At 58.0% G+C, this 14,976-nt stretch carries 13 protein-coding genes and 4 pseudogenes; 10 read left to right on the top strand and 7 right to left on the bottom strand.

The genetic code is table 11. From position 1 onward, the window contains the following. Positions 1-56: 56 nt before the first annotated feature. The gene (locus tag JL015_RS11640; RefSeq protein WP_201018583.1) at positions 57-815 is read right to left on the bottom strand and encodes a thioesterase II family protein; all 759 of its coding nucleotides are present in this window, start codon (positions 813-815) and stop codon (positions 57-59) included. Positions 816-1,139: 324 nt separating this feature from the next. Here JL015_RS11640 and JL015_RS11635 point away from each other — a divergent pair, with 324 nt between their 5' ends. Further along, positions 1,140-1,670: an RNA polymerase factor sigma-70 gene (locus JL015_RS11635; protein WP_201002659.1), complete on the top strand. Its 531-nt coding sequence runs from the start codon at positions 1,140-1,142 to the stop codon at positions 1,668-1,670. 76 nt (positions 1,671-1,746) lie between these two features. Here the strand turns inward: JL015_RS11635 and JL015_RS11630 are convergent, their stop codons facing one another. Further along, positions 1,747-2,268: an SgcJ/EcaC family oxidoreductase gene (locus tag JL015_RS11630; RefSeq protein ID WP_201002661.1), complete on the bottom strand. Its 522-nt coding sequence runs from the start codon at positions 2,266-2,268 to the stop codon at positions 1,747-1,749. Positions 2,269-2,461: 193 nt separating this feature from the next. On the opposite strand from JL015_RS11630, the gene JL015_RS11625 reads away from it, so the two are divergent. From JL015_RS11625 to JL015_RS11605, 7 genes and pseudogenes are all read left to right on the top strand, one after another. Next, positions 2,462-3,646 carry a sensor histidine kinase gene (locus JL015_RS11625; RefSeq protein ID WP_201018582.1) on the top strand — a complete coding sequence of 395 codons (1,185 nt, stop codon included), beginning with the start codon at positions 2,462-2,464 and terminating at the stop codon, positions 3,644-3,646. Continuing rightward, positions 3,643-4,311: a response regulator gene (locus JL015_RS11620; protein WP_201002665.1), complete on the top strand. Its 669-nt coding sequence runs from the start codon at positions 3,643-3,645 to the stop codon at positions 4,309-4,311. The genes JL015_RS11625 and JL015_RS11620 overlap by 4 nt, the downstream gene beginning before the upstream one ends. A gap of 14 nt (positions 4,312-4,325) precedes the next feature. Then, positions 4,326-5,543: pseudogene (locus JL015_RS11615) on the top strand (PAS domain S-box protein); the annotation flags it as partial. Continuing rightward, a pseudogene (locus JL015_RS27675) lies at positions 5,541-5,951 on the top strand (LuxR C-terminal-related transcriptional regulator); the annotation flags it as partial. The pseudogenes JL015_RS11615 and JL015_RS27675, both read left to right, overlap by 3 nt. Before the next feature lie 14 nt (positions 5,952-5,965). Further along, a pseudogene (locus JL015_RS11610) lies at positions 5,966-7,820 on the top strand (ATP-binding protein); the annotation flags it as partial. An 83-nt stretch (positions 7,821-7,903) separates the two neighbouring features. Next, a pseudogene (locus JL015_RS28085) lies at positions 7,904-8,275 on the top strand (response regulator); the annotation flags it as partial. Beyond that, a complete protein-coding gene (locus JL015_RS11605) occupies positions 8,272-8,736 on the top strand; it encodes a response regulator (RefSeq protein ID WP_201002667.1) in 465 nt (154 codons plus the stop codon). The pseudogene JL015_RS28085 and the gene JL015_RS11605, both read left to right, overlap by 4 nt. Positions 8,737-8,755: 19 nt before the next feature. On the opposite strand, the gene JL015_RS11600 is transcribed toward JL015_RS11605, so the two are convergent. Both JL015_RS11600 and dusA read right to left on the bottom strand, forming a co-directional pair. Continuing rightward, positions 8,756-9,187: a universal stress protein gene (locus tag JL015_RS11600; RefSeq protein ID WP_201018581.1), complete on the bottom strand. Its 432-nt coding sequence runs from the start codon at positions 9,185-9,187 to the stop codon at positions 8,756-8,758. Between the two features lie 179 nt (positions 9,188-9,366). Continuing rightward, a complete protein-coding gene (gene dusA / locus JL015_RS11595; protein ID WP_201018603.1) occupies positions 9,367-10,344 on the bottom strand; it encodes a tRNA dihydrouridine(20/20a) synthase DusA in 978 nt (325 codons plus the stop codon). Positions 10,345-10,870: 526 nt separating this feature from the next. On the opposite strand from dusA, the gene tal reads away from it, so the two are divergent. Continuing rightward, positions 10,871-11,797: a transaldolase gene (tal, locus tag JL015_RS11590; RefSeq protein ID WP_201018580.1), complete on the top strand. Its 927-nt coding sequence runs from the start codon at positions 10,871-10,873 to the stop codon at positions 11,795-11,797. Positions 11,798-11,876: 79 nt separating this feature from the next. Here tal and rssC read toward each other — a convergent pair whose 3' ends face one another. Then, positions 11,877-12,362, bottom strand: coding sequence for an anti-sigma factor antagonist RssC (rssC, locus tag JL015_RS11585; protein ID WP_004881040.1), 486 nt, complete (start codon positions 12,360-12,362; stop codon positions 11,877-11,879). Then, entirely contained in the window at positions 12,359-13,543 is a 1,185-nt protein-coding gene (rssB, locus tag JL015_RS11580) for a two-component system response regulator RssB (protein ID WP_201002673.1), read from the bottom strand. Before rssB ends, rssC begins: the two co-directional genes overlap by 4 nt. A 265-nt stretch (positions 13,544-13,808) precedes the next feature. On the opposite strand from rssB, the gene JL015_RS11575 reads away from it, so the two are divergent. Continuing rightward, positions 13,809-14,108 (top strand): PilZ domain-containing protein, encoded by a 300-nt coding sequence (locus JL015_RS11575; protein ID WP_201002675.1) that lies wholly within the window; start codon positions 13,809-13,811, stop codon positions 14,106-14,108. Positions 14,109-14,182: 74 nt separating this feature from the next. Here the strand turns inward: JL015_RS11575 and JL015_RS11570 are convergent, their stop codons facing one another. Next, positions 14,183-14,884, bottom strand: a complete 702-nt coding sequence (locus JL015_RS11570) for an MlaA family lipoprotein (protein WP_201002677.1) — start codon at positions 14,882-14,884, stop codon at positions 14,183-14,185. Positions 14,885-14,976: the final 92 nt, after the last annotated feature.

The following is a 14,976-nucleotide window of genomic DNA, read 5'->3' as shown; positions in this document are numbered from 1 at the left end:
GATTTCAAGAAAAAACGCGCGTTCTCAGGCACAGACGCGCGTGAGGCAATGGGGGATCAACCGGCCGCCCGGGCCAGATGCCGCGCTGCGCTGTTGCGCCAGCGGGTCAGGTGTTGCTCGGCGTAACGCCGCAGGTGACGAAACAATTGCGCCTGCTCGTCGACCAGATAGAAGTGATGGCCCTCGAACATGTCCAGGGAAAAGCCGGTGCAGGTTTCTTCCTGCCAGTCGAGCAGTTCCTCGACCGTGACGCTGTCCTGCTTGCCGCCAAAGACATGGATCGGCACGCTCAACGGCTCGCGCTCGCCATATTTGAAACTGCCGCAGGCCAGGAAATCGGCGCGCAGAATGGGCAGCATCAACTGCATCAGTTCATCGTTGGCAATGATGTTTTCGCTGGTGCCCTTGAGTTTGCGCAGCCGGGCAATCAGTTGCTCGTCTGTCTTGGCGATGGCGTATTCGCTCACATCGCGACGCACCGGCCCCGCCGACGCCGAGACGAACATTGCGATTGGCGCAGGCAGACCACGCGCCCGCAGGACATGGGCCAACTCGAAGGAAAGCAAGGCTCCGAGGCTATGTCCGAAAATCGCGTAGGGTTTGTCCAGTTCGACACTGATCTCATCGGCAAGACGATTGGCCAGCTGTACGATATCGGTCTGCAGGGGTTCGTTCATGCGCATGCCACGACCCGGCAGCTCAAGAGGACGAACGTTCAGCCACTCCGGCAACTTGCGCCGCCACGGGCTGTAGAACATCGCACTGGCCCCGGAAAAAGGCAGACAGAACAGCGTCAGGCTCGCAGGAGTGCTCATATCAGGCCCTGCCATCCGGTAACGCCGATGAAAAAGCTGCGATGCGCGCGCTCGAAACCCATTGTGTCCTCCTGATTTGGTCCATGGCCGCTGTCGTGGACGGGCCTGTCATCAATGAGAACGGATGGCATCTGGAAATAATTAGTCGCATCTGAGACGTGCGCATCAAAAGCGCACAAAGGATCGGATCGCCCCCTATAGGTGCACTGATTCAATTTCGCATTTGACAATTATTATCATTAAGCCTAGTTTACCCGCCGATAAGTTGGTGCCACCCAATACCGGGACGCTCCTTCCCCAAAGACTCGCAGCAAGGTGAATTCCATGACGGAACAAGTGCTCACAAGTAAGTGTGACTCACCCTTACTCCAGGTTTTTATCGACAACTATTTGCTGTTGGTCAAAATCGCCGCCCGCATCGTTGGCTGCCGTTCCCGCGCCGAAGATGTGGTGCAGGACGCATTTTTCAGGCTGCGTTCCGCTCCTCAGATCACCCTTTCATTCAAGGCTCAGCTCAGCTACCTGTTCCAGATCGTGCGCAACCTGGCCATCGATCACTATCGCAAGCAGGCGCTGGAGCTCAAGTACACAGGCCCCGAGGATGAAGGCTTGAACGTTGTAGTCCAGGGTGCTTCGCCGGAAACCTCGCATATCAATTTCTCCAGCCTGGAGAAAATCGCCGACGCCCTGTCGGAGCTGCCGGATCGCACTCGATACGCCTTCGAGATGTATCGCCTGCACGGCGTCCCGCAAAAGGACATCGCCAAGGAGCTGGGCGTCTCCCCTACCCTGGTGAACTTCATGATCCGCGATGCCCTGATTCACTGCCGCAAGGTCAGCGGCGTCAGAAACTGAATCCGGTTTCGAGAACGCAAAAAAGCACATCCGGAGCCAGAGCCCCGGATGTGCTTCAAACGTCAGACTTATCGAATCAACGGCTGACCTGATACTCAGGCTGCACTTCCGGCATGGCCGAGGAGTGGTGGTTGAGGATCTTCCACTGACCGCCTACACGCTCGTACAGGAAGGTGTAACGCGCCTGCACTTTGCTCTTCTTGCCATCGGCAGCGGTCAGGGTGAAGGTGTAGACACCGCTGTCCAGTGCCGCATCCGGGCCAAGGCGACGGATTTCGCGGTAGTTGATCTCACCTACCGGCTTGAGTGCCAGGAAGTGATCGAAGTAGTCCTTGATCTCTGCCGGAGTGGCTCGCACCTTGTTGGAAACCGTTGGCTGCAATACGGCATTTGGCGCATACAGGCTGACAACAGTTTGCGGGTTGCCGGTTTTCAGTGCGTTGTTCCAGCGATCAAACAAACCTGAAATTTCCTGGTCTTTCACATTGGATGGCTGCTCAGCCACCATGCGATAGGTATAAGGTGCTGTATCTGCTGCGTGGACCAGTGGAGCACTCAGAGCAAAAAGCATGACCAGGGCAGTTTTTTTCAGTTTCATCGCAACACTCCTACAAGGATCTGTTCAGGGATTCAGTGAGTGCTACTTTGCCGTTTCGGGTAATGTCCTCCATCGGCCAACCGGGGTTATTTATCTATGCCATTCGGCAGATAGGCACCCCGAGCCATGACAGGTTTTAATGACATCATGTTGTGCCCGCGCGGGCATGAACCCACGCAGGAGCACGCCGCAGATGCAAAGCCCTCCCCATGACCCGGCAAGTGCCCTGGCCATCCGCACGCAGTATCGACAGTCCCAAAGCCGTGCCGCACGCCTTCGTCTGCTGGTGGATACCGGACAGGAACTGACTCAACTGCCTCCCGAGGCCATGCGCCAGCGCGTACTGCAGAGAGCCTGCGCTTTCGTCGCCATGGATCATGGCCTGCTGCTGGAGTGGGACAACGATAATGTCGTGCGCACCACTGCCCTGCATGGCAGTGAAGAGCGTCTGCGCAGCCTGGAAATCGTGGCCGACGCCCTGGCCATCGGGCCGCAATGGCTGGAGCGTGAAAACGCCACTCTGCCCAACGTTCTGATGCTGCCGCTGCGCGGGGCCGATGACGGTTCCTTTGGCACGCTGGTGCTGGCCAACAGCGTGAATATCAGCGCTCCCGACAGCGAAGACATCGAATCTCTGCAACTGCTCGCCACCCTGCTGGCTGCACATCTGGAGAACAACCGCCTGCTCGAAGCACTGGTCGCACGGGAGCGCACCATGTCCGAACTGGTCAATCAGCTGTTCACCGCACAGGAAGATGAACGCAAGCGCATGGCCTACGACCTGCATGACGGACTGGCGCAAACCCTTGCCGGCCTGCATCAGCGCCTGCAAGGCTTTGCCGGTCGCTGCCCGGAGCTGCCTGAACCGCTGGATAACGACCTGCGGGCGATCCTGACCCTTGCCCAGCACTGCGTCGGCGAAGGTCGGCAATTGATCAGTGGCCTGCGTCCCAGCGTACTTGACGATTTCGGTCTGCTTCAGGCCGTCGACAAGGACGCCGACCGTCTACGCGAAGCCGGTATTAACGTACACTGGCGCTCACGCTCCATGACCCGCCTGCCCAGCCACCTGGAAATCGCCCTGTTTCGCATTGCCCAGGAAGGCATCAACAATATTCTCAAGCACGCCAATGCCGCCAACGTGCAGCTGGCGCTCGAGCTGCATGAAACCAATGCCTCGTTAATGATTGAGGACAACGGTTGTGGTTTCATCATTGACCAGCAATCCAGGAGCAACGGCGTTCAGAAGCTGGGACTGGTGGCGATGCAGGAACGAGCCAGCCTCCTGGGCGGCCGACTGACTTGCGTCAGCAGCCCGGAATGCGGCACTCGAATACGCGCTACCGTACCCTTCAACATAGATAAGGCAGCACCATGACGAACACCTTGCGACTGGTCCTGGCAGACGATCATGAAGTGACCCGGACCGGATTCGTCTCGCTTCTGGCCGGACATCCGGAATTCGAGGTGGTCGGCCAGGCCGCCGATGGTCAGCAGGCCATCGAGCTGTGCGAGCAGATGCAACCGGACATCGCGATCCTCGATATCCGCATGCCGGTGCTCAACGGCCTGGGTGCCGCACGAATCCTCCAGCAACGCATGCCGAAACTCAAAGTCGTGATGTTTACCATGGATGACAGCACCGACCACCTGGAGGCTGCCATCAGTGCCGGTGCGGTTGGTTATCTGCTCAAGGACGCCAGCCGCGACGAAGTGATCGCTGCCCTGCAACAGGTGGCGCGTGGCGAAGAAGCCCTCAACAGTGCCGTCAGCGCACGCCTGCTGCGGCGCATGACCGAACGCAACAACAGCCGCACCATCGCGACCGAGGCCCTGACGCCCCGTGAACGTCAGGTACTCGGGCTGGTGGCCAGCGGCTTCAGCAACCGGGAAATCGGCGAAAAGCTCGGTATCACCACCGGCACCGCCAAGGCTCACGTAGAGAAAGTCATCGCCAAGCTCGGTGCGGCTGACCGAACCCAGGCTGCCGTTCGCGGCCTGGCACTGGGCCTGGTAAGTCAGGCATCCGGCGACTGGAGGTGACCTTGCTCAACGTCATGCGCTGGGAAGACCTCCCGCTACGCGGCAAGGCACTGGTGGCTATTTCACTGCCGCTGGTGATTCTGATGCTGTCCCTGATGCTCATCTACGTTGCCGAGCGCCAGACTACGCAAGCCGAAGAAGATGTGCGCAGAGTGCTGCTGGTTCGCGGCGATATCCAGAACGTTCACACCCAGCTCGTCGAAGCGGCAGCCAGCGTACGCGGCTACCTGCAGACCCGGCATGAGGACTTTCTGCCGGCGTATCTGAACGCACAGGCGCAGATCGGAGCGGCACTGGATCGCCTCAATACCAATGTGCGTGACGAAAAGATGCGCGAACACCTCAAGGCCATTACGCTGCAGATCGAAAACAAGATCGATGGCCTGGAAACACTGCACAGCCTGAACAAGGAAGGAAAAGACACGATTGCGACCATCCTGATCGAGAACAAATACATTCTCGACGAGTTGCGTGACCAGATCCGCACCATGCGCGAACGCGAAGACATCCTGCTGGCGGAACGCACGGCTGCCGCCGCCGACAGTCGCGAACGCCTGTTCTGGGCGACACTGCTGGCAGCTGGCTCAGGCCTGATTGGCGCCATCCTTGCGGTATGGGTGCTGTCCACAAGCATAGTGAGCAGAGTGCAACGGGTACAAGGCAATGCACAGCGTCTGGTGCTGGGCCATCCGCTGCTACCACAACCCTCGGAAAACGATGAAGTCGGCCAGTTGGGCACTCGTCTGGTGGAAGCCAGTCAACTGCTCGCCGAACGCGAGCGGGCCTTGCGCGAAAACGAGGAACGTCTGCGACTGCTCATCGAGGGCGCCAGGGACTATGGCATCTTTGCTCTCGATACCAAGGGCCATGTCATCACCTGGAACGCCGGTGCCGAGCGCATCAAAGGCTATACCGAGCAGGAAGTTCTCGGGCAGCATTTCTCTTTGTTCTACCCTCCCGAAGAATGTCCGCAACACCCTGACATGGCCCTGCACGAGGCCTCACGCACCGGGCGCTATATGGAAGAAGGCTGGCGCTGCCGCAGGGATGGCAGCCGTTTCTGGGCCAGCGTGGTCATCACGGCGCAGTACGACAGCAACAATGCCTTGCGAGGCTTTTCCAAGATCACCCGTGACCTCACCGACCGCCGCACTGCCGAGATCGCCCTTGGCACCGCCCGCGAAGAAGTAGAACGCGCCAGCCTTGCCAGGAACGAGTTTCTTTCACGCATGAAAGTGATGGTCTTCACCATGGACGACAGTGCCGAGCAGATCAGTGCCGGTGCAGTCGGTCATCTGCTCAAGGACGCCAGCCGCGACGAAGCGATCGCGGGGCTGCAACATGTGGCCCATGACGAAAAAGTCCTCAACAACGCCCCGCAACGGCGTGTGACCGAACACAACAACAGCCGCACAATCCTGACCGAAACCCTGACGCCTCGTGAGTGCCAGGTGCTCGGGCTGGTGGCCAGCGGTTGTAGCAACCGGGAAATCGGCGAAAAACTCGGCATCACCACTGGCACCGCCAAGTCTCATGTCGAGAAAGTCATCGCCAAGCTCGGTGCCGCCGACCGGACCCAGGCTGCCGTTCGTGGCCTGGCGCTGGGCCTGGTCAATCAGACATCCGGCGACTGGAGGTGACCTTGTTCAACGTCATGCGCTGGGAAGACCTCCCGTTACGCGGCAAGGCGCTGGTCGCCATTTCCTTGCCAATGGTCATTCTGATGCTCTCCCTGACGCTCATCTACATTGCCGAGCGCCAGACCACCCAAGCCGAAGAAGATGTGCGCAGAGTGCTGCTGGTTCAGGGCGATATACAGAGCGTTCACACTCAACTCGCCGAAGCGGCAGCCAGCGTACGCGGTTACCTGCTGACCCGGCGAGAGGACTTTCTGCCGGGGTATCTGAACGCCCATGCGCAGATCGACGCCGCACTGGATCGACTCAACACCAATGTGCGCGACCAGCAGATGCGCGAACACCTCAAGGCCATTGCACCGCTGATCGAAGACAAGGTCGATGGCCTGGAAACCCTGCGCAGCATGAGCCTGGAAAGCAGAGAGTCGATTGCGACCATCCTGATCGAGAACAAGTACATTCTCGATGAGCTGCGTGATCGCATCCGCACCATGCGCGAACGTGAAGACACCTTGCTGGCGGAACGCACGGCTGCCGCCTCCGAGACTCGTGCCCGTCTATTGTGGGCAACGCTGCTGGCTGCGGGCTCAGGCCTGTTTGGTGCCATTCTTGCGGTCTTGATGCTGTCCAGAGGCATCGTGACCAGAGTTCAGCAAGTGCAAGGCAATGCCCAGCGCCTGGCGCTGGGCCATCCGCTGCTACCGCAGCCGCCGGAAAACGATGAGGTCGGCCAACTGGGCACTCGTCTGGTGGAAGCCGGCCAGTTGCTGGCCGAACGCGAGCGGGCCTTGCGCGAAAACGAGGAGCGCCTGCGGCTGATCATCGAAGGCGTGAAGGACTACGGTATCTTCGCTCTCGACGCCCAGGGTTATGTCACTACCTGGAACGCCGGTGCCGAACGTATCAAAGGCTATACCGAGCAGGAAATACTCGGGCAGCATTTCTCTTTGTTCTATCTGCCGGAAGAATGCCCGCAACACCCGGACATGGCTCTGCGCGAGGCCACTCTTCACGGGCGCTATATGGAAGAAGGCTGGCGCTGCCGCAAGGACGGCAGCCGCTTCTGGGCCAGCGTGGTCATCACCGCGCAGTACGACAGCAACAATGCCCTGCGGGGTTTTTCCAAGATCACCCGCGACATCACCGACCGCCGCGCTGCCGAAATCGCCCTTGGTAATGCGCGGGAAGAAGCAGAACGCGCCAGCCGTGCCAAGAGCGAGTTTCTGTCACGCATGAGCCACGAACTGCGCACGCCCCTGAACTCCATTCTGGGTTTCGCCCAGTTGCTGGACATGGACTCCACCAATCACCAGAAACCCCAAGTGGGTCATATCCTGCGGGCCGGACAGCACCTGCTGACCCTGATCAACGAGGTTCTGGATATTGCCCGTATCGAGGCAGGCCATCTGTCGATCAATCTGGAGCCCGTTCTCTTGCCCGAGGTCCTGCAAGAAGCGTTGAGCCTTGTGTGGCCCATGGCGGCGGATGGCGATATCCAGTTGGCAGAACTGCCAGCGCTGGCAAACGACAGCGGTGTCATTGCCGACCGCCAGCGCTTGATTCAGGTGCTGCTGAATCTGCTGTCCAACGCCATCAAGTACAACCGCCCGAAAGGGCTGGTGAAGATAGAGGTCCAGCAGCAGGACGATCGGGTCGCCATAAGCGTCATCGACACAGGCAAAGGGATTGCGCTGGATCGACTCGATCAATTGTTCAAGCCTTTTGAACGTCTCGAAGCCGACGCCAGTGTAGAAGGCACAGGCCTGGGTCTGGCATTGAGCAAAAGCCTGCTGGAAACCATGCATGGCAGCATGACCGTACACAGCACGCCAGGACAGGGCTGCCGGTTTACCTTGGAACTGCCTTATATTCAGGTGCAGAAAGCAGAAGAGGCACCGCTTCGCCGGATCAGTGCGATACCTGCCGAACCGCACCCTGCCCGTGCCGAGCACTACGGCAAAGTGCTGTGTATTGAAGACAACCTGTCGAGCATGGCCCTGATCGAAACCCTGCTGCAACGCAGGCCCGGCATTCAACTGCTGTCCAGCATGCAGGGGCAACTGGGGCTGGACCTGGCCCGTCAGCATGCGCCGCAATTGATTCTGCTGGATGTAAACCTGCCGGACATTACAGGTCGCGATGTATTACAGCGCCTGCGACAATCGCCCAGCACTGCAAACACCCCTGTACTGATGATAACTGCCGACGCCAGTGACGGAACCCACCGCGAGCTGCGGCAAGCCGGGGCTACGGCAATCCTGACCAAACCTATCCAGGTCCCGGCGTTTCTCGCCCATCTGGACCAATATCTACCGGAGCCTGAATGAGCGGCGACTTCCGCATCCTGATTATTGATGACCAGCGGCCCAACCTTGAGCTGATGGAGCAATTGCTCGCCCGGGAAGGCCTGACCAATGTGTTGAGCAGCACAGAGCCGCTGCGAACACTGGACCTGTTCAACAGCTTTGAGCCGGACCTGGTAATTCTCGACCTGCACATGCCGGAATTCGATGGTTTTGCAGTGCTGGAGCAACTGAACCGACGCATCCCGAGCAATGATTATTTGCCCATCATGGTGCTGACCGCCGATGCCACTCGCGACACCCGCCTGCGAGCTCTGGCGCTAGGCGCAAGGGACTTCATCAGCAAGCCGCTGGATGCTCTGGAAACCATGTTGCGGATCTGGAACCTGCTGGAAACCCGCGCGCTGTACAAGACCTTGCGCCAGCTGCTGCCACCGGAAAACATTGAACTGCTGCGCCAGTATCGGGCACCGGCGCAGCCTTGAGCTCAACAGGTGTCGGGCATTACTTGATGAGAATGACCGGCACCGACACTTCATGAATCACGCGATTGGCGACCGAACCCAGCAGAAAGCCACCGAAGCTGCTCAATCCGCGAGTGCCCATCACTACGGTGTCGCAGCCCAGTTGCTTCACAGCCGAACCGACCTGCTCGGCCACATTGCCCAGATCCACATGAGTCTGATGGGCAACATCCGCCGCTTTCAGCAACACCACGGCCTCTGCAAGGACTCGGTTGGCTTCGTTATACAGCCCTGCCTTGACGCCTTCGATCATGTCCGGCGCCAGATAGTCGCTATAAACGACCGGGCTGGCCTGCACGTTGAGCAAATGCACTTGCAGTGGTCGTGCAAGGCTGCCTGACAAGCCAATCACGTACTCCAGAGCATGTTTTGAAGGAACCGATCCGTCGTAAGGAATCAGAACTTTATGCATGACATCTCTCCTTGAATGGGTATGTATTCAACATAGTCCCCTCCAAGGCCAGCAACCATCGCAAAGGCGGCTTTGATTGATCCAGAGCAAATCAGGCGCGATTATTTTTAGCTGCACTTCACGAATGAATTCACTCCTACACCTGTGGGAGCGAATTCATTCGCGAATAAACCAGATTTCTAACGCCCAGCCAGAAACTCCGCAGCCTGATCCAGCAACAGCAACGGGTTTTCTGCCTTGTGGATGTCGACCGACAGCAATTGGCGAAAGCGTCGCGCACCTGGGAAGCCATGGGCCATCCCCAGGATATGCCGCGTGACATGGTGCATGGTGCCACCGCTCTCGATATGCGCGGCGATATAGGGCCGTAGCGCTTGCAGAGCGTCTGAACGACTGATGACCGGCGCGGTGCTACCGAACAGTTCGCGATCCACCTCAGCCAGCAGATAGGGGTTGTGATAAGCCTCACGCCCGAGCATCACACCATCGAAGGTCTGCAAATGCTCCTGGCACTGCTCAAGGGTCTTGATCCCGCCATTGAGAATGATCTCCAGACCAGGAAAATCCCTCTTCAACTGCGCAGCCACGTCATAGCGCAACGGCGGAATATCACGGTTTTCCTTGGGCGAGAGCCCTTCCAGAATCGCAATACGGGCATGCACCGTAAAGCTGTTGCAGCCAGCCTCATGAACCTTGCCGACGAAATCACACAACTCGGCGTAACTGTCACGGCCATTGATCCCGATCCGGTGCTTGACCGTCACCGGAATAGCAACGGCGTCCTGCATGGACTTCACACAATCGGCCACCAGCTCGGGATGCGCCATCAGACATGCGCCAATCATATTGTTCTGCACCCGATCACTCGGGCAGCCCACATTCAGATTGACCTCGTCGTACCCTACTTCCTCAGCCATCCGCGCACAGGTCGCCAGATCAGCAGGATTACTCCCGCCAAGCTGCAAGGCCAGAGGATGCTCGGCTTCGTCGTAACGCAGGAAACGCTCACGATCACCGTGGATCAATGCGCCGGTGGTGACCATCTCGGTGTACAGCAAGGCATTCTTCGACAGGAGGCGCAGGAAATACCGGCAATGGCGGTCAGTCCAGTCCATCATCGGCGCGACGGAGAAGCGGCGGGATGGCGTAGGCTTCATGGAGCGGGCAGTTGAAGCAGTATTCACAGGTATATTCATCGGACGACTGGAACAGGACAGCGAATTCGGTACACCGAGCAAATCATGCCCGAGCGCAAAGGTTGCATAGTCTATCAGGAAGCATCGAGACTGCGGACGAAGCTTGAGACACGCCAAGGGAACAACCAGCCCCAACCACGCTCCAACCCAGTCTGAACCGAGTAATGCCAGTCAGTTAAGAGGCTAATCTTGAAAAACGGGTGCGCCACAATCCGTGGGAGGGGCGTTGGCCGCGACAGCTTCAATGCAAGCGCTGAAAATGTGTTGCCTGTAAGCAGGTCGTCGCGGCCAAGGCCCCTCCCACAGTGACATGTACGCCTTAACTGATCGGTAATTAGTCTGAACCAAGCTTCCATACCTCCGAGCGTCATCTATTGCCTGCGAATGAGGAAAGCACGCCTTCAAACGCAGACATCATGGTCTGCGACCTTGAGTGGCAGGCAACGCTCGGGTAATGTCATCCAACCGCACAGGACAGAGCACGCTCATGACTTCCAAGCTGGATCAACTCAAGAAATTCACAACTGTTGTTGCCGATACCGGCGATTTCGATGCCATTGCCCGCCTCAAGCCGGTGGACGCCACAACCAACCCTTCTCTTCTGCTCAAGGCAGCTTCCAGCGAAAGCAACGCTGAGCTGCTGGCTGAGGCGTTCAGTGGCAGCAAGGGCGATATCGGTCTGGCTTCGGATCGCTTTGCGGTCGCCATTGGCCGCAAGATTCTCGATGTCGTGCCGGGCCGTGTTTCCACCGAGGTGGATGCCCGTCTGTCCTTCGATACCCATGCGATGATCGAGCGCGGCGAGCGTCTGGCCAGTCTGTACGATGCTGCCGGCATTGGTCGTGACCGGATCCTGATCAAGCTGGCTTCTACCTGGGAAGGCATCAGGGCCGCCGAGAAGCTGGAAAAGGACGGCATCCAGACCAACCTGACCCTTCTGTTCTCTTTCGCCCAGGCTGTGGCCTGTGCCGAAGCTGGCGTGTTTCTGATTTCGCCGTTCGTGGGCCGTATCTACGACTGGTACAAGAAGTCGTCGGGCCAGGAGTACACAGGTGCAGAAGATCCGGGCGTGCAGTCCGTGACCCGCATCTACAACTACTACAAGGCCAATGACTTCAAGACCGTGGTCATGGGTGCCAGCTTCCGTAACCTGAGCCAGATCGAGCAACTGGCTGGCTGCGACCGCCTGACCATCAGCCCGGACCTGCTCAAGCAACTGGCAGAAGACAACGGCAGCCTGGAGCAGAAACTGGCACCGGGCAACGCAGGCGAAGCCCGTCAGAGCCTGTCCGAGAAGGAATTCCGCTGGGCTTCCAACGAAGATGCAATGGCCACGGAAAAACTGGCCGAAGGCATTCGTCAGTTTGCTCGCGACCAGGAAAAGCTCGAAGCATTGCTCGCCGCCAAGGCCTGAATGCATTAAAGGGCGACCTCCTCGCGGGGGTCGCCCTTTTTATTGCCCGCCATTCAGCGCGGCAAGGTTGCAGCTCGGCTTATCGCTGCCCTTCGAGGGCATTGACCAGGTCATGGAAAGCTTCACGATTGGAGTCGTTCAACCCCATCAGGATCTTGTGCGCTTCCAGCACCTTGGCCTTGACCACCTCTTCGCACTGATCCTGCGACGGCAGGTCGGTCAGGCATTCAGGGCGCGGGATGGGACGATCGACGATGTTGAACACCTGATCGAAGCCCATCGACTGCAACAGCCGCGTGATGTCTTCATGGGTCGTCACGAGGGTTGGCAGCAACCCTACCTTTTGACGCGACAGGATCGACAGCTTGGCCAGGAGGCCCAGTGTCGTGCTGTCGATGCTGCGGGTTTCGGTCAAATCGATCACCACGGCCGAAAAATTCAGCGCGGTGAAGATTCTCTCGATCGTCGCATCCAAGGCCGAACACAGCGTCAAACGCACTTCGCCCACGAACTTCAGAACGAAGGTGCCTTCCTGCTCGGCGAACTGGATTCTACCGGTACTCATTCAAGATTCCTGCGTAACACTAACAAGGCGATATCATCCGGCATCTCCCCTAGCGTAGCCAATTCAAAAACCTCCTGCAGTCCTTCCAGGCTGCCACCAGCAGTCTTCACCATTTCAGGCAGGACCGCTTCTTTTTCCTTGAGTGTATCACCGGGCAGAAGATCCAGTATGCCATCAGACAACATCGTCAGACTGAAGGACGCTGGCAGTTCCAGTTCATGGTCCTGGTAGGTCGCCTCATTGAACAATCCGACAGGAAGGCCACGACCTTGCAGATAGCGCGCCTCCCCGTCCGTAAACAGCACAGGCAGCGGTAAATGGCCACCGACTGCATAGGTCAGGATGCCCGTGTCTTCGTCGATGACCCCACCGACCATGGTCACATGCTTGCCCAGCTTGCAACTGATCAGGCCACGGTTGATATGCCCCAGCACATCCGACGGCTTGAATTCAGGCAATGTGCCGCCGCGCTTGGACTCGAACAGCAAACGGGTGGTCATGAACTTCAACAACACCGTAATGAATGCAGAAGACGCGCCATGGCCCGATACATCGGCCAGATAGAACGCCACGCGCCGCTCATCGACACGGAAGTAGTCCACAAAGTCGCCGGACAGATACAGTGACGGGATGATCTGGTGGGCGAACTGGAACTCATCAATCGCCCAGGGGCTGATCGGCAGCATGTTCATCTGCACCTGACGACCGGCATCCTGGTCTTCCTGCAACAGATGAAGGCTCGCTTCCAGCTCGCGATTGGCCGTTTCGAGCTTTTCGCGATAGTTCTGGTTTTCCTGGAGCAGGCGGGCACGATCCAGTGCGCGATGCACGGAATGTTCGAGAACGGCCAGGTCTTCCAGCGGCTTGATCAGATAATCGGCAGCTCCAAGGCGCAAGGCCTCGACGGCATCGCTCATGACACCCGCGCCAGAAACGACAATGACCGGCGTCTGAGGAGAAAGGCCTGTCACCTGACGAATCAGCTCAAGCCCTCCCATCTGGGGCATGCGTAGATCGCAAATGACCAGATCAGGCTTTTGCTGCTCGAATATCTGTATTCCCTGCAGGCCATTACTCGCCTGGAGGACGCTGAAGCCACTATCTTCAAGATAGGCGGCAAGACTCGCACGCACTACGTCGTCGTCATCGATAATCAGCAGCGTGGCACTGGTTTTTGGCATGTGGGCAAACGGCGCCAGATCAGGTTGTGTAGGCGGCCCGGCCGTGCCGGAACCTGCTTACTGGATTCGCTTCTAGCCTCTCTGCAACGGCAGGTCCGCAGTCGGACCGGCGATCAAGTTTCAGAGGTGCCCTTCAAGGCGCAGACGGTACTCCCATCCGACGGGCGTTTCAAGCGTACTACCCTGCTCACTTTGCGTCTTTACATCGCAAATCGCCGGGAGTTATAAGAACCTACAAATCAGCAACCAAAACGAAGGGCTAGACATGGGTCAAAATGATCGCAGCTACGAGGAGAAACGAGACTACATTCGCATGCGTATCGATGCAGATATCAACCTGCTTCACGCTGGTCAGGTGATTCCGGCTGTGTGCATCGACCTGTCCAGCAGCGGAATGCAGGTCGAGGCGCCACGCTCCTTCAAGATAGGAGACAAGCTCAGCGTCAGCATCGATTCGGATCATCCGGCGCTCAAGGGGCTGTCGGCCCAGACAGAGGTTGTCTGGCTGACGGATATCGAAGGCGGCGGGCAAAAGCTGGGGCTTTCCATCATTTCAATGAATTGATTGCAAAAACGTTTCCAGAAAAGACAAAGGCGACCAAGGTCGCCTTCATTTATGGGATCAACATTCGGTAACGATTAAAAATCGTCTTCGACCTGTCCATCCTTGACCTTGAATTCGCGGTTCTGCAAATAGGCGTTGCGGATGAAGGTGTATTTGTCACCGCTGACCATGCGCTCTGCCGACAGCAGGCTGGCGCGCATATCGATCAGGTCCGCTGCTCGCAGAGTATTGCGGGTTGGCACATGGTCGATGTAACGGTACGGTTCGGTGTAGGTATCCGGATATTTAGCGATGGCATCACGCACAGTGCTTGGGCCGAAGAACGGCAACACAACGTAAGGACCACTGCTTACACCCCAATACCCCAAGGTCTGGCCGAAATCTTCATCATTGCGCTGCAAGCCCATGTGGGTACCGACGTCAATGACGCCCAGCAGACCGAACGTGGTGTTGACGATAAGACGCGCAGTATCGACACCGGCAGCCGCTGGCTTGGCCTGCAGGATGTTGTTGGCCAGGTTGCTCACGTCACCGATGTTGTTGAAGAAGTTGTGTACGCCATCCTCGACGAACTGCGGTGCTATGTATTGATAGCCCTGCGCAATAGGCTTGAGAGTGTAGGTGTCGACAGTGTCGTTGAAGCGGAAAATGACGCGGTTGACGCCCTCCCACGGATCGTCCTCGGCAGCTTGTGCCACCACCGGAAGCGTGGCCAAACCCACACATACACACAACCGAGCCAGACGCTCGGCAAAGCCTGCACCAATCACGGGCATAGCTGAAACTCCTGATCAAGATTATGACGCGCTACTGCGAGCCCACACGCAAGGACGGGCAGTATAAAGCGTTCCGTTACAAATAAGTCAGA

The sequence above is a fragment of the Pseudomonas cichorii genome (assembly GCF_015471405.1).
GTDB lineage: Bacteria > Pseudomonadota > Gammaproteobacteria > Pseudomonadales > Pseudomonadaceae > Aquipseudomonas > Aquipseudomonas serbiensis.
The sequence above is the reverse complement of the archived record's forward strand: the minus strand, read 5'-3'. Positions and strand labels throughout refer to the sequence as shown.

Bases quoted from the DNA above. Each gene is read 5' to 3' on its own strand.
- JL015_RS11625 (WP_201018582.1), top strand. From the start codon at position 2,462: ATGCAAAGCCCTCCCCATGACCCGGCAAGTGCCCTGGCCATCCGCACG.
- JL015_RS11620 (WP_201002665.1), top strand. From the start codon at position 3,643: ATGACGAACACCTTGCGACTGGTCCTGGCAGACGATCATGAAGTGACC.
- tal (WP_201018580.1), top strand. From the start codon at position 10,871: ATGACTTCCAAGCTGGATCAACTCAAGAAATTCACAACTGTTGTTGCC.
- JL015_RS11630 (WP_201002661.1), bottom strand. From the start codon at position 2,268: ATGAAACTGAAAAAAACTGCCCTGGTCATGCTTTTTGCTCTGAGTGCT.
- dusA (WP_201018603.1), bottom strand. From the start codon at position 10,344: ATGAAGCCTACGCCATCCCGCCGCTTCTCCGTCGCGCCGATGATGGAC.
- JL015_RS11605 (WP_201002667.1), top strand. From the start codon at position 8,272: ATGAGCGGCGACTTCCGCATCCTGATTATTGATGACCAGCGGCCCAAC.
- JL015_RS11600 (WP_201018581.1), bottom strand. From the start codon at position 9,187: ATGCATAAAGTTCTGATTCCTTACGACGGATCGGTTCCTTCAAAACAT.
- rssB (WP_201002673.1), bottom strand. From the start codon at position 13,543: ATGCCAAAAACCAGTGCCACGCTGCTGATTATCGATGACGACGACGTA.
- rssC (WP_004881040.1), bottom strand. From the start codon at position 12,362: ATGAGTACCGGTAGAATCCAGTTCGCCGAGCAGGAAGGCACCTTCGTT.
- JL015_RS11640 (WP_201018583.1), bottom strand. From the start codon at position 815: ATGAGCACTCCTGCGAGCCTGACGCTGTTCTGTCTGCCTTTTTCCGGG.
- JL015_RS11575 (WP_201002675.1), top strand. From the start codon at position 13,809: ATGGGTCAAAATGATCGCAGCTACGAGGAGAAACGAGACTACATTCGC.
- JL015_RS11570 (WP_201002677.1), bottom strand. From the start codon at position 14,884: ATGCCCGTGATTGGTGCAGGCTTTGCCGAGCGTCTGGCTCGGTTGTGT.
- JL015_RS11635 (WP_201002659.1), top strand. From the start codon at position 1,140: ATGACGGAACAAGTGCTCACAAGTAAGTGTGACTCACCCTTACTCCAG.